Origin of the sequence: Pricia sp. (assembly GCF_041745955.1) — a bacterium.
Classification (GTDB): domain Bacteria; phylum Bacteroidota; class Bacteroidia; order Flavobacteriales; family Flavobacteriaceae; genus Pricia.
This window is the reverse complement of sequence record NZ_JBGTHY010000538.1, coordinates 26750-49945: the sequence shown is the minus strand read 5'-3', so window position 1 is coordinate 49945 and position 23196 is coordinate 26750. Positions and strand designations below refer to the sequence as shown.

The window sequence follows — 23196 nt, the reverse complement described above, 5'->3', positions numbered from 1 at the left end:
CCATGCGCTTATCCCCCTGCGCAGACCGCAAGAAAGAAGCATTTGGGGTACAACGTGCGTGCTAATGGCGCAAAACCCAAAGTGTTTTAAACCCTAGGGGTATAATCCCCCTATGCTTGCATTGTATTTTCTATTTCTTGGAATTTGGAATTTGCTTTTTTTGGAATTTGATACTTCGGATGCTTTCATCGAGGGAGTTCAGTTTTTCGCCTCGATAGCCTCGGCATCCTCTTGGTTGAAAACTGGGTTGTCTAATTCCAGGACTTTTTTCAGCATCGCGTCTTCCGAACTTTTTATCTGGGCATGGACGTTGGCACCGAATATCTGCTCGGCCAGGGCCGCTTTCAGATATGTTTTTATAGGACTTTCATAATCGTAGAAATTCATCTTGAGGTTTCGTTGAAGGGAGTAATCCACGAAGTCTTCGAATAGAATATCGTCTACCGAGAAATCTTTGATAAACTCCTGTTCCGAATAATCTGCATATTGTTTTCTGTTTCCATCCAAATGTTCAAAGATAAAATAGGAAATCCAGCCATAACTGTCCATACTTTCAACGGCCTCCGCCTCATTCGTACCGATCGGTACGAAAACATCGGGAATAATACCGCCGCCGCCGTAGACTACCTTACCTTTAGGGGTTGTGAATTTTAACGAATCCGCCACTTTTATGCTATCCACCGAAATCATTTCCCCACTGTGATATCGGTCGGTAAAGGTTTGATAATAATCCTTGGTCCCGTTTTTATACGATTTTTGGATGCTGCGTCCCGTGGGCGTATAATATCTTGAAACGGTCAATCGCACGGCAGATCCATCGCCCAGTTCCATTTCGCGCTGTACGAGTCCCTTGCCGAAGGAGCGGCGGCCGACTATGGTGCCGATATCGTTATCTTGAAGTGCGCCAGCAATGATTTCGCTGGCCGAGGCGGAACGTTCATTGATCAGGACATAGACGGGCTTGTTTTCGAAACTTCCCTTTTCGGTAGCGCGGATCTTATCGATCTTTCCTTTTTTGTTCTTGGTGAGAAGAATCAATTTATCATCCTGTAAAAACTCATCGGCCAGTTGCTCGGCAACCCCCAAATAGCCCCCGGGGTTGTCCCTAAGGTCTAAAGTCAGTTTTTTGGCGCCCTGTTTGCGCAATGTGTTTAAAGCGGACTTGAATTCTTTGTAGGTAGACTCCGCAAAACGGTTTATCTTGATATAGCCCATATCGTCCGTTAACATAAAATAGGCTTCCACACTTTTTATGGGGATCAGGCCCCGTTTAACATGTACGGTAAAAGTTTTGTCGTTGCTCTTTCTATAGATTTTCAATTTTACGGAACTGCCTTTCTTTCCCTTTAGTTTGCTAACGATGGCATTGCTGGCGAAATCTTTGCCATATAGGGTATCGTTATCGGCCATCAAAATGCGATCTCCCGCCTTAATTCCGTTTAGGGAGCTAGGACCCTTAGGTATGGTGCGTATAACGGCAATGGTATCTTTATAGGGATAAAAATTGATGCCGATACCCACAAAATCCCCTTTCATGTTCTCGGATACCCTTCCCATTTCATCTTTTGGGATATATACGGAATGCGGATCCAATTTTTCCAGTATTTGATTTACCGTAACATCGACAATACTATCGGTATCGATGTCATCGACATATTCGTAGTCGATATAATCGATGAGCCGATTGAGCTTATCTTTTTTGGAATTGGTACTGAAAAGTTTTTCGGGGGAATCGTTGAAATGCAGTTTGCCACCCACGAAGATGCCCAAGGCCAGTGCCGCGGCTATGATGGTCGGCCAAATATAGCTGTGTTTTCGTTTCATAGGTGTATGGGGCTATTAAATTTTAGGCTAAAGTTTTGATTTCGGGCAGGTGAACGAGCTCGACCCCGGCCCGGCCCAAAAAAGTTAATCCCGAACCATCTTTATAGGCAACCTGGTACACTACACGTTTTATGCCAGATTGGTGTATAAGTTTACTGCATTCCCGGCAAGGGGATAGGGTTATGTACAGGGTGGCATCTTCGCACGATTGGGTGGAAGCGGCTACTTTGCTTATGGCATTGGCTTCCGCGTGCAAAACATACCATTTGGTATATCCTTCTTCATCTTCGCAGATATTTTCGAATCCTGTAGGTGTGCCGTTATACCCATCGGAAATAATCATCCTGTCCTTAACGATAATGGCACCCACCTGCCTGCGTTTACAATAGGAAAGCTTGCCCCATTCCTGTGCCATGCGCAAGTAAGCTTTATCGTATTTTTTCTGTTTACTTTCTTTCATTCCGCTTTGGGAAAGATTACTAAGGTAGCCGCTTTGTGGCATCCTAACAATAATAAGGGGTTAATTTTACGTGAAAATCGATGAGCGGTCAGGCAAAGGGAAAAGTTTCAATGAACATAGGGATGGTCAAGAGGATAATCGAAACGGATAAAATGGCGACATAATCGGGATGTTTCGCTTTTGTAAGGGATGAAACGAGAAGGGAAACGACCAATATAGAGAGTACGATAATCACCTGTGAAACTTCGATGCCTAGGGCAAAACCCAACAAAGGGGATAGGATATCATCTTCTTCCATCATCAACATCTTAAAATAGTTGCTGAAACCGAATCCGTGAATCAATCCGAAAAAAGCGGTGGCGAGCACATGCAGCCAAATATTGTTGCCCTTTGAGCCCGACTTGACATATAAAAGGTTGAGAATGGCGGTCATCACGATCGTAACGGGAATCAAAAATTCGATAAGTCCGGAATCGATAACTACCAGATCATAGGAGCTCACCGCCAGCGAGGCGCAATGGGTTATTGTAAATATCGTAGCGAGAACAACGACATTTTTCCAACTTTTGAACGTAAATGGTAACGCCAATGCCGTCGAGAACAGAATGTGGTCGTAAGCGTTGATATCGAGCACGTGGTCAAGTCCGAGTTTTATGTAGAACCAGAAGTCTTGCATGTTTGTCAGTATTCAGTGGCAGTTACGGTAGGCAATAAAAAAAATAAACCTTGAACGGAAACTGCCTACTGTGCAACTGCCCAACTACCCGATTCCCCTCTCGGATTGAATTTCTTCATAGGCTTTTTGTACCTCCTTGAATTTCTCTTCGGCACCTCGTTTGATGGCTTCGTTTTCGGTGTTGACCCGGTCGGGATGGTACTTTTTGGCCATAGTACGATAAGCTTTTTTAACTTCATCATCGGTAGACGATTTTTCGATTTCAAGAATTTTATAGGCGTTGTTGGCCGATTTGATGAACATGGCCTTGATGCTCTCGAAATCGCGTGCCCCGACCCGTAGATATCCCGCAATTTCACGAATCTTTTCAATTTCGGGATTACTGACCGAACCATCGGCCTGTGCTAATCCGAAAAGGAAGTGCAACAGTTGAAGACGGACTTCATAGCGTGTGCGCTGGTTCAAAAAAGCACATATTCGTTGGGCGGATATTTCCCGTTTCTTGACCACCTCATTAAATGTCCTAAAAATGGCATTGGCCTTTTCTTTGCCATAGGTGCTGAGGAAGTATTGGCGAACGTAGTCCATTTCGCGCTGGCTGGCCTGTCCGTCCGCTTTAATTACTAGGGAACATAGCGATAGCAGATTAAGTTCGAAATCGGCAGGGGAGACGCTCTGCCTCGTCATATCGCTAAATATCGTCTTTGCCCCGCCACCTTTTTTGCTAAGGTTGTCGATAAAACTGCCTATTAAAAACCCGATAATCGCCCCGGGAAACCGAAAAAGATAATATCCTGCGATGGCAGCGAACCATTTGATCATGTCGTTCAAAAATTTGGGCAAAGATATTAAAAGTAAACAGTAGGCCGTAGCAGTTGGCAGGGTAAAATTCAAGTAGGAGAATTGTACCTTGAACCATTTCGGTCTATATGCCGCTAATGTCAACCGATTTCCGAACGAAACGTTAAGTAATCCTATAAAACACGACTAAATCAGTATCTTTGTTTTCCAAATAAAAAATAAAAAACTATGTATCCCGCAGAATTAGTAAAACCAATGAGAGACGACTTGGCCTCGGCCGGGTTCGAAGAATTACATACGGCCGGAGCGGTCGAAAACGCAATCAACAAACCAGGTACAACCTTGGTTGTTGTCAATTCGGTGTGTGGTTGTGCCGCGGCAAACGCAAGACCTGCAGCGAAATTGAGCCTGCACAACGCCAAAAAGCCCGACCATACGGTTACGGTTTTTGCCGGTGTCGATGTCGAGGCGGTGAAGGCCGCAAGGGATTTGATGGTGCCTTTTCCCCCATCATCCCCTAGCATCGCCTTGTTCAAAGACGGCGAGTTGGTGCATATGATCGAGCGTCACCATATTGAAGGCCGGCCCGCTGAGATGATTGCCGAGAATTTGACGGGGGCGTATAACGAGTTTTGCTAGAGTAAGGTCCCCCCACAGCCTTTGCATTCCTCTCGCTATCGCCTGTCGGATGCAAGAAGGAGGGAGTCACGAAAAGCATCGAAAGACCATTCCCAAAATGAATGGTCTTTTTTTTGACTTTTTTGTTTCCTTATTTTATTTTGAACCGAGCACCGAGCACCGAGCACCCAAATTCTATTCTCTTTTTTCTTTCCGAAAATATCGCCAGTATCTTATTTTTGCAGCATGCAGAAGTTATTGGCATATCCCTTGAGCGTGCTCTACCTGATGGCATTTAGTCTTGCCTTATTGGTGTTTCATCCGGTACAATGGGTCTGTTATACCCTTTTTGGTTATGAAGCACATCGCAAAAGTGTTGCCCTGCTGAACCTTTGCCTTATGCGGACTACCCTTTTTTTGGGAACTACGTACCGATTTGAAAATCCGTACGATCTGCCGACCGACCGACCATTGATAATCGTTCCGAATCATCAGAGTATGCATGATATTCCCCCTTTGATTTGGTTTATGCGCAAGTGGCATCCCAAATTTGTGAGTAAAAGCGAATTGGGTAAGGGTATACCCAGTGTTTCCTATAATTTGCGGCACGGCGGTTCCGTTTTAATAAACCGCAAGGATGGCAGGCAATCGTTGAATGAGATTGCCAAATTGGGAAGATATATAGAAGAGCACAATCGAAGTGCGGTCATATTTCCAGAGGGTACGCGCAGTCTGACCGGACATCCTAAACCCTTTAAGGTAATCGGACTGAAAGTTTTGATGAAGAATGCACCATCGGCCTTGGTGGTGCCGATTAGTATCAATAACTCTTGGAAAATGTTGCGCTATGGCAAGTTCCCCAATGGTATTGGCAACCATATCGGATTTAAGGTGCACCAGGCCATCGAAGTCACTAATAATTTGGACGCCGTCATAGCATCCACAGAAAATGCAGTAGTCTCGGGAATAACTTCCTTTGCAACAAAATCACAAATAAATGACGCGACCGATGCCTAAGATGACCGATAGCGAGATTGTAGAACAGACTATCGCCTTTGTCAAGGAAACCTTGTTGGGGGCCGAAGGTGGGCACGATTGGTTTCATATTCAACGTGTTTTCAAAAATACCTTATTTATAGCTAAGGATGAAAAGGTAGATGTTCTGGTCGTCAGTCTGGCCGCACTTTTGCACGATATATCAGACGCCAAGTTCAATGACGGCGACGAAACCATCGGCCCTGAAATGGCGGAAAGCTTTTTAGGGGAGCTCAAGGTCAAGAAAAAAACCATCGGCCATGTGGTCAAGATCATAAAAAACATGTCGTTCAAGAACAGCCTACAAAAGAAGCGGGGTCGCAAGTTCCGGTCGAAGGAGCTAGAGGTCGTTCAAGATGCCGATCGTCTAGACGCCATGGGAGCCATAGGCATTGCTCGCACCTTCAATTACGGAGGCTTCAAAAATCGGGAAATCTATAACCCTGAAATCGCCCCGAACCTTAAAATGACCAAGGAAGAATACAAGACCGGCACCGCCCCGAGCGTCAACCACTTTTATGAAAAACTACTTTTGCTGAAGGATAAAATGAATACCGAAACCGGGAAGCAACTGGCCGAGGAACGCCATCGGTACATGATGGAGTACCTAAAACAATTCTATAGGGAATGGGATCCCCTCTAAAACAATCGCATCTGACCGCTTTTGTAGTGCTCATGCAGGTCATGGTTCAAATCAGGAAAACTTTTGTCCTTAAAATAGGTATGGCGCGCCAGACGCACTAGATCGTGTATTTGCGTCGCAATCTTGCCTTCACCGCTACGGATGCCGAACCTGCTATCGTTCAGGCTACCGCCATGGCATTCCCCGATTTGATGCAGCACTTTATCGGCCCGGTCGGGAAGGGCTTTTTTTATCCAATCGGTGAAAATACCGCCGATCGCCCCGTTTAGCCGTACGACGGTAAAGGCAAAAGAGCGCGCCCCGTTATCGGAAACCGCCTTGGCCAAGCTCATGATCTCGTGGCTGTTGATGCCCGGAATGATCGGGGCCAACATTGCGTTTACGGGAATATTGTTTTCGGATAAAATCTGGATGGTCTCCAGCCGTTTTTTGATGCTTGCCGTTCGGGGTTCCAAGATACGGCGTGTTTCTTCCGACAGGGAGGTGACCGAAACGTTGACACCGACCAGTCGGTCTTTGGCCAGTTCCTTTAGAATATCCAAATCCCGAAGAATCAGCGAGTTTTTGGTAATTATCCCCACGGGATGTCGGAATTTCTGGAAAACCTCAAGACAAGCGCGGGTAATTCCGAATTTTTTCTCCACCGGTTGGTAGCAATCCGTATTGCCGGATAGAACGATAGTTTTGGCCTCCCAACGTTTACTTTTCAGTTTGGCCTCCAACAAATCGGGAGCTGCTTTTTTGACTAAAATCTTGCGCTCGAAATCCAAGCCCGGGCCGTACCCCCAAAATTCGTGCGTGTTGCGCGCGTAGCAGTAAATACAGCCATGTTCACAACCTTGATATGGGTTCATGGAATACATCATCCCCACATCGGGACTCGTAACTTTATTGACAATGGTTTTTGGGAAAATCGGGATGTACTGCGTTTTGTGTTTGTCCGCCTCCTCGCCTTCAAGACGGCAGAATTCCAGAAAATCATCCCGTGTTTCGTGATGGTTTTCGAAGAATCGATTGGGCGTATTTTGTTGGGCGCCCCTGCCTTTTATAAAATTATCGGAATTCAATTTATGGATTTATTCCAAATTTATGGAATAAATCCTATATAATTGATTTATAAAAGTTAATTTTATTGTCCTCCCTATTTTATTTGCATCCGACGAGGGAGACACGACTGAGAGGAATACAAGACGACGTAGGCGGAAGGGTTGCTTGAAGCTGATTGAAATGTTGAATTAAAACCTCCTTCATGTCCCTACTTCATCGAAACCCGCACCAATTGCTTCCTATTCCCTCGTTTTGCATAAAACAGGAGATTATCCGCAGATTTATCGATTAAAGCCCGTGAGACCATGATGGGTAGGCGCACATCTTTATCATCCACTAATTTTTTATGGGATAGGTCGCCCTTGCCATCGACCTTGATAACAAACATATTCGGGTTACGGCTGTAGCCCTGTTTAAAAATAATACGTTCGTTGCTCATTTTCTGCGGATTTTCGCCTGAATTAATGAAGAAATACATGTCGGTACCACTGCCATAGGCGGTATAAGAGGCATAGGAAGCATCGCCTTGGGTGACTTCGGACTTATTGATGTTCCGTGCCCATTCCATTTCACCGGAGGCATCCAGTTTTGCGGTTACGATGTCGTTGTAATGATAGCGGTCGGTAATCTGGGTACCCCCTCCGGAAATATCTTCTCCCTTGGTCACATAGTACTCTTCGGCACTGAATAGGATACCGTTTTCGGGCGTGATATGAATATCCTTAAAAATCAGGTTTTTGAGTTCCGCATCGACTTCACGGCCGAATTTGTCTATCATAAACTGATCTGAAAACGGATTGTATTTTTTGTTCTTGATGTTGAGCGAATTGGCATCCAAATCGAAATAGACCAATCCGTTATAGCGGTTGTCCTTTCGGTCGGCATAGAAACCCACGACCTTAAGGCCCCCGTCGGACAGTATGGGTTTTAGCGATTCTGGAAATCTGCCGGTGTCGTTGAATTCTTGAATCTGATGTCCGGCAGCGTTGATTTTGACCAGCTCGTATTGAAACCGTCTTTCGGTGGTTTCGAAACGGCGTTTTGTAAAGAAGGCCTTTCCCGTCAAATAGAGTGTCTTTAGGTCTTTTGACACCTCGATATTCTCGAAGGCATAGTTTTTATCGGCAATTCGTGCCGTAAAATCATGGTTCAATTGCTGTTTTAAGTCCGTTCCGTAGAGGTACAAATGGTATTTTTCGTCCCTACCCTCGCGGTGGTGTACGGTAATGGCGAAGGCAGAACGGGCATCGTTGAAATGGACCGCCGTTGAAAATCCGTTGCCAAATTTCTGGTTGTATTTGCTGACGGCAAGCGGGCTGCCCACTTCTTTCGAAGGAATCGAAAGCAGCACCCGTTCCGTAAAATTAAAATCATGCAACGGGCTTTGGTGTACCACATACTGATAGGCCTCTTGCCCGACATTATAGATAAGTTCGAGCAGGTAAAGTTGTCCGTTTTTCACAAAACCGTCGACCATGTGCTCTCCGGCATATTCGTAATTATAGTCCCGAACCAAGTTGAGCTCGGCATCGTAGATTTCTATGAAATACCCTTTTGGACTCAAGGGATACCCTCCGTAATAGGTGCGTACGAAAACGGTTTCGTCTTCGGCGGAGCTATCACTGGCGAGCAAGGTGGAATATTTATACCTATCGGAATAATTTTCGCCAAGGCTATATCCTACGGGGATATCCTGGGCGGTGCAAATGTTCAGCGCGGTAAAAAGGAATAGGGGGGCAAGACCCTGGGAAGTTTTCATAAGTAGGATTTTTAATACGTCCGATTATAAAGATCCTGATTTGGGATTTAGAATCTGTCAGCTGGCGGATTTACATATTGGTTGAATTTTTCGTTCGCTATTTCCCCGGAAAATCGGCCTTGCGCTTGTTCAAAAATGCTGAAGTACCTTCCTTAAAATCGGCGGTACCAAAACATTGTCCAAAAGCTTTGATCTCAGCGGAGTATCCATCGGTATTCTTAAAACCCGCATTTACCGCTTTTATTGCATGGCTGATAGCAACAGGGGAGTTTTTCGATATCTTGCCCGCCAGATCTTCACAGAAGGGCAGCAGATTTTCTTGGGATACCACATGGTTAACCAAGCCATAATCCTGGGCACGGTCTGCATCGATCATTCCGGCGGACATGATCAGTTCCATCGCCCTTCCCTTGCCGATAAGCTGCGGTAAACGCTGGGTACCGCCGTATCCTGGGATAACGCCAAGCGATACCTCTGGGAGCCCCATTCGGGCATTGTCACTGGCTATCCGAAAATGGCAGGCCATGGCCAGTTCCAGTCCACCGCCCAAGGCAAAACCGTTGATGGCGGCGATTACCGGTTTGGATAGGTTCTCTACGAAATCGAACAATAGTTTTTGTCCTTTTGCCGCAAGTTTGCCCCCTTCTTTCTCTGTAAAATCCGCAAATTCGGAGATATCTGCCCCGGCCACAAAGGCTTTTTCGCCACTGCCGGTCAAAATGATGACGTTGATTTCTTTTTCGGATTCAAGCCGCTTGAATGCCTTGTGCAATTCTTGGATCGTATCACGGTTCAAGGCGTTGAGTTTGTTGGGGCGGTCGATGGTTATGGTGGCGATTGATTCGTTTTCTGTTACTACGATGTTGCTATAGTTCATATGATATCGGGTTATGTATTATTCACTCATTTTTTATTTGACAATCTTACTTTAGACCTAAAATTCCAAAATTTAATCTCTAAGGGTTTAATTTCCGGATGCTTGCATCGTATTTTATATTTCTTGGAAATTGCTTTTTTTGGAATTTCATACCCCGGAGGTTTGCATCAAGGTAGTTCATTCCCAGCCAGAAACAATCCTATTATTTTTTCGGTTCAAGTCGAAAAATTGTAGTCGTTTACGTCATAAAGAACATTGTAAATCGGAATCATGGGGCACATACTTTTGGAAACCGCACCGTAAACACCGTGCCTTTACCAAGTTTAGAAGTGAAATCGATACTGCCCTTATAGGTTTCTACAATGGTCTTCACCATGCCCAGGCCAAGGCCCATACCACTCGATTTGGTGGTGAACTTGGGCTCGAAGATCTTCTCCCTATACCCTTCTTCGATACCGATGCCGTTGTCCGCCACGCAGATTTTGATAAAATCGCCATCGGCGGCAACGGATACCAAAATACGCGGTGATTCTACCTCTGGCAGGGCTTGAATGGCATTTTTCACCAAATTCGTCACCACGCGGATCAGCTGGGTGCGATCTAACGTGGCGATAAGTTCTTCTTCCTCGGAGATAAAGTGGATGTATTCTTCATTGAAAATATCAAGTGCAAGCTTAACGACATGCACCACATCAAGGGTTTCGTTCTGTTGTGCGGGCATTTCGGCAAAATTTGAAAAGGCGGAGGCGATACTGCTCATGGTGTCGATTTGTTGGATCAGGGTCTTGGAATACTCGGCCACCTTTTTTTGGATATCCGGATCTTTCGGGTCGAATTTATGTTCAAAGCTCTGTACGCTCAACCGCATGGGTGTCAACGGGTTCTTGATTTCATGGGCCACCTGTTTTGCCATTTCGCGCCATGCCTGTTCGCGTTCGCTTCGGGCCAATTTGACAGCACTATGTTCAAGCTCGTCGATCATGGCATTGTATGAATCGACCAATTTTTTTATTTCTTCACTGGGGTTCTCAATCATTATCTTCTGATTGCTTTTGGTTAGATCGGTCTGATCGAGCCTGTCCGATATGGTCTGTAACGAACGGGTGATGTAGGTCGATATAAAATAGGCCAATCCGATGGCGACCAATAACATCAAAAAGTACACAGCGGCCAGGCGCATTAGCAGCTCTCGCAGTTCCATGTTGTTGAACGAATCGTCTTCGTAGTAGGGTAAATTTAATATACCGATAGGTTTAAACCTTCTGTCCTTGATGTAGGTATAGGATGCGCGATAGTTATCGCCGGCCAGGGCTTTTTCTTCCACATAACGGTTGTCAGGGCTGGCCTCCAATCTTTTGAGAATGTGATAATCCAAACAATTGGAAATCGAATCGGTTTCGAACTTGGCCCTTGAACTTTTGATTAGCTGTCCCTCAAGATCATAGATGTTCAACCGTTGGTTTTGAACGTTGGCGATCTGATAGATCTGCTCATAGAAAATCAACCCTAAATTTTCGGTTGTAACTGGGTATGTAGTGCCTTGTAGGGCATATTCGACACTTTGCCGCACCTGCTCTTCCTTACGCTCCAATCGCTCTTGGTGATAGTCCCGTACCTGTTCGCGGGACTGAAATATGGCAACCCCCGCAATCAGTACCGAAGAGATGACCACCAACAGGATCATGGACACGAATATGCGCGATCTTAGGGAAAGTTTTGTGAACAAGGGGTTGGATTTTGTTACTAAGTTAGCAAATATTGAACCAAAAAAAGTGCAAGGGTCAGGCATTCGGATTCCTCTTCCTAATCCGTTTGTAAAGCTTGATCCCAAGCACCAAAAGAATCCCCAACACTACGATACCGACCACCCCAAAAATCCAATTGAAAGCATTTTTAAGGATGACCAGAAATACAATGGCAAAGAGAATAAGGGTTGCACCTTCGTTCCAGATACGCATAAAGTTCGATGTATATTTGACTTCGTTGCGCTGCAATTGCTTGAAAATTTGATGGTTTTTAAGGTGGTAGACCATCAAAAGCACAACAAAGCCTAGTTTAACGTGCATCCACGGTTGTTGAAGCCAACCCGGCATGAGAATCAGTAGCCAGACCCCAAAGAGGGTCGCTAAAATAGCGGAAGGCCAAGTGATGATATGCCACAGGCGTTTGGCCATCAATTGCAATTGTTCGGTCAGTATTTCCTTTTCGGGGGATGTTTTTTGGGATGCCTCGATATGGTAGATAAAAAGACGTGGAATGTAGAACAGCCCTGCGAACCAGGTAATCACAAAAATCAGGTGCAGGGCTTTGACGTAGTCGTACAAAAGGCTTCGAGTTACAGGTTAAAGGTTCAAAGTTAGCCAATACCTGTTAACCGATACCGATTAACTCCCAAGGACTACTTCAAAATATCGAAAATCGCCATTATCCTCGAATCGATGGGTTGATTGGTACTTCTTTTATCGGGAAAATCCTGAAAGATAAACCGGAGCTTCCCTTTTTCGTCAAGCACTAGAAATTTGGGGGATTCGGGAATGGAAAGGTTCTCGATATACCACCCGATACACTCGTTTAAGATGGGGAAATCCGCTTTGCGTGTGATTTTCTTCGCCCCGTTCTTGGCAATAAGCGCTACGGCATTATACCGTCCGGTTTCTATGAGGTCGTTCATAGCTTTAATATAGGAATTCCGCAGCTGCCCGGGTTCTTTATAAAGGCCCAACACTGTATATTTTCCCAGAAAATCAGTATTGGTAACCGCCATTCCCCTATCATCCTCAAAACTAAATCCCGGTAACGGCTTTCCCAAAAAGTCAAAGACGCGGTATACCCGATCATCATCCTCTTCATCAAGTACCACAATAGAAATGTTCTCGATAACCGAATCTTGGGCCTGCACCCTTTCGAAGGTTTTATACGTAACGATCTGTTGGCTATACTCCTGTGCCATCAAGTCAAGTCCCTCGTTTAGGGTGCTTTCGTCGACCACATCATTTTCGATCTTGTAAAATGTTTGGGCATGTATACTTGTATCACACAGCAACATTACGAAAATGAAAATCTGTTCAGGTTTCATATAGGTATGCTCTAAGTTCAGGGAGCATCAAATATAATCAAAAGGGGGTTGTGTTTCTATTGGAGGTATCCATAAATTATCTGATCTGCAATTACTAATGGCGACTACTGAAAAAAGGTAACAGTTATAAAGCCACTTTTAGATGAAAGGTTGATTGAACTATCACATACCCAGAAATGGTAAAACATTTCGATCGAGCATATAAAACCTCGGAAAACTACTATATTTTTGTGCTATTCGATCCAACACTTCTTCAACCTCAAGATGTATTATATGACCTCAAAGAAAACCCTCGACCCCAAAGACCATTTGACCCTCCGCACCGCCAAACAAAAAATGGAAGACATCGGTTGGGCCATGGAAGGCCTGAACAAAATGGGAAGTTTTATCGATGGCCGGGTAAAACTATTGCCGGAAAAGCAGCAAAAGTGGCTTCAGCAGATCAGTTTCAAGGTATTACAAAAAGTAGTGGAAACCAATCTGCTCTCGATGAAATGGGATAAGGTTGAAACATCGCCGCTCAACAACGCATATAAGGCCATGGTAACCTCATCGGGAATTCTCGGCGGCGCTTTCGGGGCCATTGCCTTTGCCATTGATCTCGGCCTTACCACCAAATTGATGATGCGCTCGATTATGGATATCGCCCGTAGCGAGGGCGAAGATTTGAATACCCTCGACACCCAACTCGCATGTCTACAGGTGTTTGCCCTGGGCGGAAAGACCAAACACGACGACAGCTTGGATACGGGATATTTCGCTAGCCGCCTTGCCCTGAACGCCGCCGTGAAGGGTTCTACGAGCAAATTGGTGGAAGGCCTTTTGGTCGGGGCTTCCCAACCGATGCTACGACTGCTTGCCGTGGTGGCTTCCCGGTTTAGTATTCAGGTTTCCGAAAAATTCGTGGTACAGGCGGTGCCCGTGGTCGGGGCGGTAGGGGGCGGAGCGATTAACCTGGCGTTCATCCGGCATTTCCAGAATATGGCACAGGCACATTTCGGCATCCGCAGATTGGAACGACAATATGGGGCAGAACTGATTGAGGCGGCCTACAACGATATTAAGGTCCGAACATAAATATCGAACGCAATTCTACTTTTTTCTGGAATCAAATCCAAAGGGCATCATATCCACTGGTCCCATCCCTATTTTCTATCCTGTTTTCCTTATCCATGCCTAAAAATTTGTTAAGGCACGAGTTAAAGTAAGTTAAAACGATTTTCCTTCTGAAAATGAGGCGTATATTTGTCAGTGTAAGGGGTGGTTCCCTTACAACTTTAAGTATTGGTTTTTCATAATTTAAAGTTTGGTTGGTTATTTAGGAAAAGCCCTGGCAATTTTGTCAGGGCTTTTTTTTGGTCGATCCGACGTCTCGATCACGCCAACGCAGGGGAATGTCCCTTGATTAAAGTAAATCTTGAAAAGCAGACAATACTTTGGAATAAATTTTGTTTAAGTAGTAGCTACTAAACAATTGTTTGGGGAAGCATTTTGTAATTTTATTTTAAATTGAAAGCTATGAGGAATGTTCTGATGCTGTTCTTTTTATCGCTCGGATTGCTGACCAATGCGCAGCAGAGCGATTCCGGTGACCTTGCGTCAAGTTCTGGGGAAAATACATCCAATAGCAAAAACAGGAAACACCCAAAAAAGGAATCGACTTTTCAACCGGGCGAGTGGCTCAAATTCCGTATGCATTACGGGCTGTTGAATGCCAGCTACGCTACCTTACATGTAAAATCAAATACCATTAATGGTGTGCCGGTCTATCATGTGGTCGGAAAGGGCGCGACCACAGGCTTTGCAAGTATGTTCTTTAAAGTAGACGATACGTATGAAAGCTATTTTGGGATGGAAGACATGAAACCCTATAAGTTTGTCCGTAAAATTGATGAGGGCGGATACATCAAGGATTACGAAATACATTTTGACCATAAAAAGGATACTGCGGTACTGAAGGATAAAAAGAACAAAAAAACCTATAGTTTTGATCTGCAGGATAGCATTCAAGATCTTCTGTCCGCCTTTTATTATTTGAGAAACAACTATGACCCTAAAGATTTGATAGAGGGCGAGGCGGTCAAATTAAAGATGTTATTTGACGATGACGGCATTTTCGACTTTAAGCTTAAATATTTGGGAACCGAAGTATTAAGGACCAAGTTCGGTAAGGTCGAATGTTACAAATTTAGGCCTTTGGTACAGTCCGGCAGGATATTTAAAGAGCAAGAAAGCCTCGCGTTATGGGTTTCTACCGATGACAATCGCATCCCTGTAAGAATACAGGCCGATTTGGCGGTGGGTTCGATCAAGGTAGATCTTGAGGCCTACAACGGACTCAAAAACCAGTTCAAGATAATAATGGATTGAAATAATCCTATTGAAAGCCTTACATTATCCACACTTACATTGTGACATGAGGTTGAGGTTGTGAACAAAGTCATCCTATTTCCTAAACTGACCTTGGCAAAAAGTTTCGTTTCCATTAAATTTGTGCCTTGATGCTATATAATGAAGGATAAAGAGCGAATCGACGGGCAGATTCTAAGACTTGAGGACAAATACAAAGACTCGGGCCAAGATCTTAGCTCCTATCTCGATGGATTACTATACCAACGCTATCTTACCTATTGGGATTATATCAACCTCGACACCCTCTTGAGCCTACAGCAGCCGCGCACCTATTTTCCCGATGAGGAAATCTTCATCATGTACCACCAGATTACCGAGCTGTACTTTAAGCTTATCCTTCACGAAGAGAAACAACTCGTCGACGACCGTTCGCAGAATCTCGATTTTTTTATCCAAAAGGCAAAACGTATCAATAGCTATTACGAAGCCATGATATCTTCCTTTGGGATTATGATCAAAGGGATGGAGCGCGAGCAGTTTCTGCAATACCGAATGGCACTGCTTCCGGCCAGCGGCTTTCAGTCCGCCCAGTTCCGTATGATCGAAATCTATGCTACGCCGTTGGAAAACTTGGTGCACCACAGTAAACGGGACCAATTTTCCCCAAAAAATAGCATTGAAGAGCTTTACGAAGCTATTTATTGGAAAAAAGGAGCCACGGATTTGGCTACGGGAGAAAAAACCCTTACGTTAAAACAGTTCGAATACCGGTATACCCCAAGGTTGATACGTATTTCAAAACAGGTGCACAACAATACGATCTATCACAAATATTTGGGCCTTCCCCCGGAGAAAAAGGATAATAAAGCGCTCATCGAAGCGTTAAAGATATTGGATGCCAATGCGAACATCAATTGGCCCTTGATGCATATGGGCGCCGCCCACCGACATCTGGCCAACGACAAGGGCGAAATAGAGGCTACAGGGGGTACAAATTGGAAGGAATTCCTCCCGCCCGATTTCCAAAAAATCGTATTTTTTCCGGAGATATATTCTAAACAAGAGTTAAATGATTGGGGAAAGCAGTGGATAGACCATATCTTTAATCCTAATAAAAAATAAGGAGTTACAATGCAAAAATACTGGGGCATAATTTTAATACTGGCGCTATCTTTTTCCTGCAAGGAGCATAAAGAGGCCAGGCCGGGCTTGTTGGAATCAAAAAAGGAAGTCGCTGCCATTGTGCCCATAAAAAAGCCTGTAGTCAAACAATTTGGGTTCGACCTCGATGAATTCACGGTGCAGCAAGACACGGTCAGAAGAGGGGATAGCTTCGGGGAGCTGATGTTACAGCACAAAGTGGACTATCCGAAAATCTACAAAATTTCACACGAATACCGAGATACTTTCGATGTACGAAAAATACGGGTGGGCAATCCCTATCTCATCCTTAAATCAAAAGACACCACACAGGGCGCACAGATCTTTATTTATGAGAACGACGCAATAAATTATACGGTGGTAGATTTACGGGATAGTGTAAGGGCTTACAAAGAACGAAAAAAAGTAAAATTTGTAGAGAAAGAACTTTCCGGTGTTATAGAAACAAGCTTATCGGATGCATTGTTGCAGCAGGGAATAGATTATATGGTGACCCATAATTTGGCCAGTGTCTATGCTTGGACCATAGATTTTTCAAGACTTCAAAAAGGGGACAAATTTAAGGTGCTGTACAAGGAAAAATTTATTAACGATTCCATCTATGCGGGTTCCGAACCTGTAGAAGCGGCTTATTTCGAACATAACGGAAAACCGATTTATGCGTTCGCCTATGAAAATGATTCACTCAAAAGTATTGTGGATTATTTTGACGAAAATGCCAACAACCTGAGAAGGACGTTCTTAAGAATGCCCGTTGAGTTCGGAAGGTTATCTTCAAGATATAATCTAAAACGAAGGATACGTTATTACGGGAACCGCGTAAGACCGCACATGGGCACAGATTACGCTGCACCTGTAGGCACCCCGATTATGGCGACAGCTGATGGTACCGTAACCGAATCGACCCGCAAGGGAGGCAATGGTAAATATGTAAAGATCCGTCACAACGGCACCTATTCCACCCAGTACCTGCATATGAAAAAGCAGAAGGTGAAAAAAGGCGAATACGTAAGACAGGGCGACGTTATCGGATGGGTGGGTATGACAGGCAATACCAGCGGTCCCCACGTTTGTTACCGGTTTTGGAGACATGGCAGACAGGTCGATCCGTTAAAGGAAGAGCTTCCGAAGGCCGAACCTCTGGCCGAGACCTTACAGCCCGATTATCTCACCTATATAACGCCGATCAAAGACCAACTCGATTGTATGGTGTATCCTGAAAAGCCGGTCGAAGAAGCGGTGGGGGCAGAAGATTTGGCCTCGCTCGACGAATAAGACTGCTTTTTATTTTATATCCACGTTCCGAAATAGCTGATTCGTTCCCTTTTTTCATAGGACTCTGATAATTTTTTAAGGGTTGCACCAACAATTTCATACTTCTTGATAACCTGGGTATAAATTCTTGCCTTGATGTGGGAGCAATCCCTATCTTCTGTTACTTTTGTTCCGACGTTAATTAACGTTCCCTTAATATTGGAGAGCAAAAAATACGTCACTTTTGCGGCAAAATTGAAAGAACAATTAACACTCAAGAAAATGAAAAAATTCTACTTTGTAATGGCTGCGTTTTTAATGACAGCGATTGCTTTTTCGCAGGGAACGATTACGGGAAGGGTTATCGATGGTGAACTGAACGACCCTTTGCCCGGAGCAAGTGTTGTTGTTCAGGGTACCACGAACGGTACTTCTACCGATTTTGATGGGAAGTTTACTATTGAAGTTTCTTCGAATACAGGCACTTTGGTGGTTTCCTACATTGGGTTCGTGTCCAAGAGAATAGCATTTACCTCAACTGGGGAAATCGAACAAATCGTATTACAACCAGATTCTGAGGAGTTAGATGGTGTGGTCGTCATTGGCACTGGGATTATCGATCTTGCGAACGACCGACAAACACCGATAGCGGTTTCTTCGATTCCTGCAAAATTGATTCAGGAAAAAATTGGAACGCAGGATGTAACCATGACCTTAGTCAATACACCATCTGTATATGTTTCGGGCCAAGCAGGCGGTTTTGGAGACTCAAATATGAGGGTCAGGGGTTTTGATCAGGACAATACGGCATTTCTCTTGAACGGCCAACCAATCAACGGCATGGAAGATGGTTTGATGTACTGGTCGAACTGGTCTGGAATGTCGGATATAGCGAATGGCATACAAATTCAAAGAGGCTTGGGGTCATCAAAACTCGCTATTTCATCTGTTGGGGGTACGGTTAACTTTGTAACCAAGGCAACTGAGATGGAGCAGGGTGGGTTTGCCTACGCGACCATCGCGAACGATGATTATATCAAAACAACAGCCGGATATAATACTGGTATTTCCGAAAAGGGCTTTGGTCTCAGTGTCATGCTTACCCATTGGCAGGGAGATGGTTATAATGAAGGAATGTTCGGTGAGGGGCAAACATATTTCATTTCTGCCGGCTATAGACCAAACGATTCACACAACTTTAACATTTTGCTTACCGGTGCACCGCAATTTCATGACCAAAACTTCAGGAAACCCATTTCGGACTATTTGGAATATGGTAAAAGATACAATAACAACTGGGGCGTCTACAACGGAGAGTATATAACAGAACGCAGAAACTTCTATCACAAACCCGTTGCCAACCTTAACTGGGACTGGAATATTAATTCAAATACCAATCTTTCTACCGTGCTGTACGCTTCTTGGGGCCGAGGTGGGGGTACGGGCAACCTAGGTAACCGAATCCGAACCGATGAGGGGCGAATTGACTACAATGCCATTTATGCCCAAAATGCCCAAGTTACCAACGGTATCGGCGTTAATTTCGGGGATGAACCGGCGTACATCACCAGATCTTCGATGAACTTGCATAGCTGGTACGGCATGGTCACGAATTTCGAAAAGGAATTGTCGGATAATCTGACCTTGAATTTTGGTGCCGATTTAAGAACTTATTATGGGGAACATTTTAGAGTAGTTTCCGATTTTCACGGTTTGAACGGATGGAGGGAAGATATTCGTTTATTGGATCAGAATAACGATCATCAGCCTTATGGGTCTTTCGGTACGTACAAATCCTCATTGGCTACGGAAAGTTATAGACCTTCAGCTTGGGCCGCCACTTTCGAAAGTTATCCTGAAGAACAAAAAACCGATTATAGTAATGACGAGCGTATATCGTACGGTGGTCTGTTCACCCAGTTGGAGTACGCAACCAATCAATTTTCGGCGTTTTTTCAGGGTTCTATTTCCAATCAGTCGCACCAAAGGTTCGATCATTATCAATATGCCGACCAGTACCTTATCAATGGCACATCTGCGCAATGGACCGGTGAGCCTTTGCCCGCCGGAATAACCGATGGGGTAGATTCGGAAAAGGTGAATAATTTTGGATATAATGCTAAGGGTGGTTTTAGCTACAATCCATCCGAAGAGCATAGCTTTTATGTGAATACCGGATATTACTCGCGCCAACCGTACCACGATAACATCTACTTGAACTTTACGAATGCCATTAATCCTTTAACCGAGAATGAAAAGATTTTGGGTCTAGAAGCGGGGTATGGTTTTACAAGTTCCATTTTTTCGGCCAACCTAAACCTTTATCGCACGTCATGGAAGGATAGGGTAGTCACCAATTCAAATTTCGATGATAATGACGTACTGACCTACAATACCACTTTCGGTGCGGAACAATTACATTCCGGTGTTGAGGTAGATTTTAAATTAAGGCCCACGAATGACTTAAGCTTTAACGGTTTTGCCTCTTTGGGGGATTGGATTTATAAAGGTGCATCTTTAACAAGGGTTTCCGATGAAAATAGGAATATTTTGAGCGAAGAAGTAGAAGACTATGATGGTGGAAAAGTAGGAGGTGCCGCTCAATTTTCCGGTGGCCTTGGAGCTGTATATAGAATTGGCGAAATGCTATCCCTAGATGCGGATTATAGGTTCTACGATAAACTTTACGCAAACGTTGGGGCGATTAAGGACAACTTGGAGCTACCATCTTTTTCTATTTTGGATGCCGGCGTTACTTTTACGGTACCTGTAGGAGCAATGAAAACCAAATCAATAAAACTACGGGCCAATGTAAACAATCTTTTGGATACTGAATATATATCAGAATCATCTACTGCGAACTTTGTCGAAGCTGGGGATGAGACTTACGACGGATTAAACGTGTCTAACCAAGTTTATTTTGGATTTGGTACTACTTGGAATCTTACCTTACGGTATGATTTTTAAATCTCAAGTCTGATCTGATTTATCTAATAAAACTGTCTCAATACCTCTTGAACCCTCATGGAAATCGAATATTTAAAAACGGTTCTCGTATAGCGATCTAAGAAAAAAACACAAAAAAAGCCGTTCATTTAGTTATGGGACGGCTTCTTTTTTTTGTGCAATTAAAAATTCAGTACATTTAGAAGATTTTAAAACATAATTCAAATGACCGAAAGCGGATTAGGCTATCAATGGATACAATCACTTCATTCTTACTTGGCCTATGTCGTACTGGCCATACTTTTTCTGGCCGTCGCCAACGCTATCATGGGCTGGATCAACAACAAGATGTTTACCATGGAAAAAGACCTGCGCCTGAGTCTTTTTGCCCTGATATTATCCCATATTCAGCTGTTGGTCGGGCTCTTGCTTTATTTTATGTCGCCCAGCGGATTACAAGCCATACAGTCTTTCGGTATGGGCGGCCTAAATGCCCCCGCGCGATTATTGGCTGTAGAACATCCGTTTATCAATATCATTGCCATCGTGTTGATTACCATCGGCTGGTCACGCCATAAAAAGTTTATGGAGGGCAGAAAAAAGTTCAAGAGCATCACTATCTTTTATGGTCTCGGCCTGGTCTTGATCTTAAGTCGTATCCCATGGAATCAGTGGTTCACGTGAAAAAAGCATTTGTTTGTCATTCCCGGCCTTCGGCTAAGTTTATATTGGGCGGAGTCGAAATGCTCAGTATATTCTGCGGCTGGGACCTGTCGATTTTATTTGAGCAGTATTTTTCTAAAATCCTATAACTAAATCAAATCCAAAAGATATACGCCATGAAAAGCATCCTAACACTGATAACACTCCTCATAACCACCCTGACCTTCGCCCAAAAACAAGATCTTTTCAACGGGAAAAACCTTGATGGCTGGACGGTATATGGCACAGAAAAATGGTATGTCGAAGACGGTCTGCTGATTTGTGAAAGCGGCCCCGATGCCCAGTACGGCTACCTAGGTACCGATGAGCATTACAAAAACTTCGAATTGAGTTTGGAGTTCAAACAAGAGGCCGACGGCAATAGCGGGGTCTTTATCCGCTCCACGGTCGATGGTACCCAAGTGAGCGGTTGGCAAGTCGAGGTCGCCCCTCCCGGTCATGACACCGGCGGTATTTACGAATCCTACGGCCGAGGTTGGCTTATCAAGCCCGACCCTGAAAAGGACAAGGCCCTTAAAATGGGCAAATGGAACAAAATGAAAATCCGTGTCGACGGTGATACGGTGACCTCTTGGCTGAACGGCACCGAAATGGTAACACTTACCGATGAAAAGATCGGCGAGGGCGAAGGCGGCATTGCCTTACAGATCCATGATGGGGGCGGTATCAAGGTGAAGTGGCGGAATATTAAGATTGAGGAATTGAATTGATACGTCATTGCCAGGCCCTTTTTCCGCGACGCGGCAATCGGTTCTACTTTCGAGGCTGAACCGATTGCCTCACTTAGTTCGTAATGACTTTTACTTTGGCTTCTCTCCAAATGATAAGTCCGTAGCGGCTTCACGAATCAAATACACGAACACCGGAAAATGATCCGAATACCCTCCGGCATAACTCCCGCCAGCATACGTACGAAACGGATATCCTTTATATTGCCCCTTTTTTGAGACGAGGTAAGTTGCATTGAACACCCCGGCCTTCCAAAATTGATATTTCCCATCCTCTGGGTCCACCAAATTTTCCGTAAAATAAATCTGATCAAAAAGATTCCACTTATCCCGATACGCCAAAGAGCCGATTCCCCTTCGGTATAATTTTTCCATGGGGTTAAACAGGTTGATTTCTTTCGGTCGAGTTTCATTTTCGGCTACATCCGCCGGCTCTGGATTGGTTCTCAATATTTTTTTAAAGCTGTCATTGTCAGGGTCATCGTTAAAATCGCCCATCCCGATAATTTTGGCCGAAATATCCAATTTCTGTATAGAATCAATAATCCGGCGGCTCAGTTTGGCGGCTTCCATACGATTGGGTCTGCTCCGCGCTTCACCGCCGCTTCGGGAAGGCCAGTGGTTGACCAAAAAGTAATACTGCTCATCGTCTAAAAGTCCGCCTACAATCAACTGGTCGCGGGTGTAGTTCCGTTTGCCATCGTCGTTGATAAGCAATAATCTACGGCTGTCAAAGGAAGTGGGCAAGAATACCGACTTTTTATAGAGCAAAGCCACATCGATACCCCGTTCATCTGGGGAATCAAAATGAACGACGCCATAATCCTTGGCCAATAGGGTAGAATGATTGACCAAGTCCTCGATGACCTTTAGATTTTCCACTTCGCAAATACCGATGATATCGGGAGAAGTTTTTGTGACATCTAAACCGATTTCGGACAAGACCTTTGAAAGGTTGTCCAGTTTTTTATTGTAGCGCTCAAGGGTCCAGTTATCCTTTCCTTCCGGTGTTCGGTCTTCGTCAAAAATGAGAGTATCATTTTCGGTGTCGAAAAGATTTTCGAGGTTATAGAATGCGACAGTCCTTATTTTGTATTGCTTTTCTTCTTGGGCGGCTCCCAAAAAAGAGAATATCGAAAAAGCGATTATTAAGTTGATTTTCATCGGATTATTTAACTAAAAACACCAATTAACGAATAAAAAACCATTTCAAGGG

At 44.4% G+C, this 23196-nt stretch carries 21 protein-coding genes; 10 read left to right on the top strand and 11 right to left on the bottom strand.

Annotated elements, in window-relative coordinates; translation table 11 throughout:
- Positions 1–198 precede the first annotated feature (198 nt).
- The 4 genes from ACEW8S_RS19305 to ACEW8S_RS19290 all read right to left on the bottom strand — a co-directional run bounded on the left by ACEW8S_RS19305 (position 199) and on the right by ACEW8S_RS19290 (position 3782).
- Positions 199–1824 (bottom strand): S41 family peptidase, encoded by a 1626-nt coding sequence (locus ACEW8S_RS19305; protein WP_373519738.1) that lies wholly within the window; start codon positions 1822–1824, stop codon positions 199–201.
- A gap of 22 nt (positions 1825–1846) precedes the next feature.
- Positions 1847–2284 carry a cytidine/deoxycytidylate deaminase family protein gene (locus tag ACEW8S_RS19300; RefSeq protein ID WP_373519737.1) on the bottom strand — a complete coding sequence of 146 codons (438 nt, stop codon included), beginning with the start codon at positions 2282–2284 and terminating at the stop codon, positions 1847–1849.
- An 88-nt stretch (positions 2285–2372) separates the two neighbouring features.
- Positions 2373–2960 carry a HupE/UreJ family protein gene (locus ACEW8S_RS19295; RefSeq protein ID WP_373519736.1) on the bottom strand — a complete coding sequence of 196 codons (588 nt, stop codon included), beginning with the start codon at positions 2958–2960 and terminating at the stop codon, positions 2373–2375.
- An 84-nt stretch (positions 2961–3044) separates the two neighbouring features.
- The gene (locus tag ACEW8S_RS19290) at positions 3045–3782 is read right to left on the bottom strand and encodes a TerB family tellurite resistance protein (RefSeq protein WP_373519735.1); all 738 of its coding nucleotides are present in this window, start codon (positions 3780–3782) and stop codon (positions 3045–3047) included.
- A gap of 207 nt (positions 3783–3989) precedes the next feature.
- On the opposite strand from ACEW8S_RS19290, the gene ACEW8S_RS19285 reads away from it, so the two are divergent.
- The 3 genes from ACEW8S_RS19285 (at position 3990) to ACEW8S_RS19275 (ending at position 6057) form a co-directional block, all read left to right on the top strand.
- On the top strand, positions 3990–4400 hold the full coding sequence (locus ACEW8S_RS19285) for a BrxA/BrxB family bacilliredoxin (RefSeq protein WP_373519734.1): 411 nt from the start codon (positions 3990–3992) through the stop codon (positions 4398–4400).
- A gap of 225 nt (positions 4401–4625) precedes the next feature.
- Positions 4626–5396, top strand: coding sequence for a lysophospholipid acyltransferase family protein (locus ACEW8S_RS19280; protein ID WP_373519733.1), 771 nt, complete (start codon positions 4626–4628; stop codon positions 5394–5396).
- A gap of 1 nt (position 5397) precedes the next feature.
- On the top strand, positions 5398–6057 hold the full coding sequence (locus ACEW8S_RS19275) for an HD domain-containing protein (protein ID WP_373519753.1): 660 nt from the start codon (positions 5398–5400) through the stop codon (positions 6055–6057).
- Here ACEW8S_RS19275 and ACEW8S_RS19270 read toward each other — a convergent pair.
- The 6 genes from ACEW8S_RS19270 to ACEW8S_RS19245 form a co-directional block, all read right to left on the bottom strand.
- The gene (locus ACEW8S_RS19270; RefSeq protein ID WP_373519732.1) at positions 6054–7124 is read right to left on the bottom strand and encodes a PA0069 family radical SAM protein; all 1071 of its coding nucleotides are present in this window, start codon (positions 7122–7124) and stop codon (positions 6054–6056) included. The two genes, ACEW8S_RS19275 and ACEW8S_RS19270, sit on opposite strands and share 4 nt — an antisense overlap.
- A 188-nt stretch (positions 7125–7312) precedes the next feature.
- The gene (locus ACEW8S_RS19265; RefSeq protein WP_373519731.1) at positions 7313–8863 is read right to left on the bottom strand and encodes a hypothetical protein; all 1551 of its coding nucleotides are present in this window, start codon (positions 8861–8863) and stop codon (positions 7313–7315) included.
- A gap of 97 nt (positions 8864–8960) precedes the next feature.
- Positions 8961–9740, bottom strand: coding sequence for an enoyl-CoA hydratase/isomerase family protein (locus tag ACEW8S_RS19260; RefSeq protein WP_373519730.1), 780 nt, complete (start codon positions 9738–9740; stop codon positions 8961–8963).
- Positions 9741–10008: 268 nt separating this feature from the next.
- Positions 10009–11424 (bottom strand): ATP-binding protein, encoded by a 1416-nt coding sequence (locus ACEW8S_RS19255; RefSeq protein WP_373519752.1) that lies wholly within the window; start codon positions 11422–11424, stop codon positions 10009–10011.
- Between the two features lie 97 nt (positions 11425–11521).
- A complete protein-coding gene (locus ACEW8S_RS19250) occupies positions 11522–12064 on the bottom strand; it encodes a CopD family protein (RefSeq protein ID WP_373519729.1) in 543 nt (180 codons plus the stop codon).
- 74 nt (positions 12065–12138) lie between these two features.
- A complete protein-coding gene (locus tag ACEW8S_RS19245) occupies positions 12139–12816 on the bottom strand; it encodes a hypothetical protein (RefSeq protein ID WP_373519728.1) in 678 nt (225 codons plus the stop codon).
- 273 nt (positions 12817–13089) lie between these two features.
- On the opposite strand from ACEW8S_RS19245, the gene ACEW8S_RS19240 reads away from it, so the two are divergent.
- The 7 genes from ACEW8S_RS19240 (at position 13090) to ACEW8S_RS19210 (ending at position 21962) form a co-directional block, all read left to right on the top strand.
- Complete coding sequence (locus ACEW8S_RS19240; protein WP_373519727.1) at positions 13090–13893, top strand: EcsC family protein; 804 nt, start codon at positions 13090–13092, stop codon at positions 13891–13893.
- 441 nt (positions 13894–14334) lie between these two features.
- Complete coding sequence (locus ACEW8S_RS19235) at positions 14335–15186, top strand: DUF3108 domain-containing protein (RefSeq protein ID WP_373519726.1); 852 nt, start codon at positions 14335–14337, stop codon at positions 15184–15186.
- Positions 15187–15327: 141 nt separating this feature from the next.
- The gene (locus ACEW8S_RS19230) at positions 15328–16290 is read left to right on the top strand and encodes a tryptophan 2,3-dioxygenase family protein (protein ID WP_373519725.1); all 963 of its coding nucleotides are present in this window, start codon (positions 15328–15330) and stop codon (positions 16288–16290) included.
- Between the two features lie 9 nt (positions 16291–16299).
- Positions 16300–17604 (top strand): peptidoglycan DD-metalloendopeptidase family protein, encoded by a 1305-nt coding sequence (locus tag ACEW8S_RS19225; RefSeq protein ID WP_373519724.1) that lies wholly within the window; start codon positions 16300–16302, stop codon positions 17602–17604.
- Positions 17605–17865: 261 nt separating this feature from the next.
- Positions 17866–20550 carry a TonB-dependent receptor gene (locus tag ACEW8S_RS19220; RefSeq protein WP_373519723.1) on the top strand — a complete coding sequence of 895 codons (2685 nt, stop codon included), beginning with the start codon at positions 17866–17868 and terminating at the stop codon, positions 20548–20550.
- A 204-nt stretch (positions 20551–20754) separates the two neighbouring features.
- Positions 20755–21213 (top strand): hypothetical protein, encoded by a 459-nt coding sequence (locus tag ACEW8S_RS19215; RefSeq protein WP_373519722.1) that lies wholly within the window; start codon positions 20755–20757, stop codon positions 21211–21213.
- A 155-nt stretch (positions 21214–21368) separates the two neighbouring features.
- Entirely contained in the window at positions 21369–21962 is a 594-nt protein-coding gene (locus ACEW8S_RS19210) for a DUF1080 domain-containing protein (protein ID WP_373519721.1), read from the top strand.
- 90 nt (positions 21963–22052) lie between these two features.
- On the opposite strand, the gene ACEW8S_RS19205 is transcribed toward ACEW8S_RS19210, so the two are convergent.
- Positions 22053–23144, bottom strand: coding sequence for an endonuclease/exonuclease/phosphatase family protein (locus ACEW8S_RS19205; RefSeq protein WP_373519720.1), 1092 nt, complete (start codon positions 23142–23144; stop codon positions 22053–22055).
- Between the last annotated feature and the right edge of the window lie 52 nt (positions 23145–23196).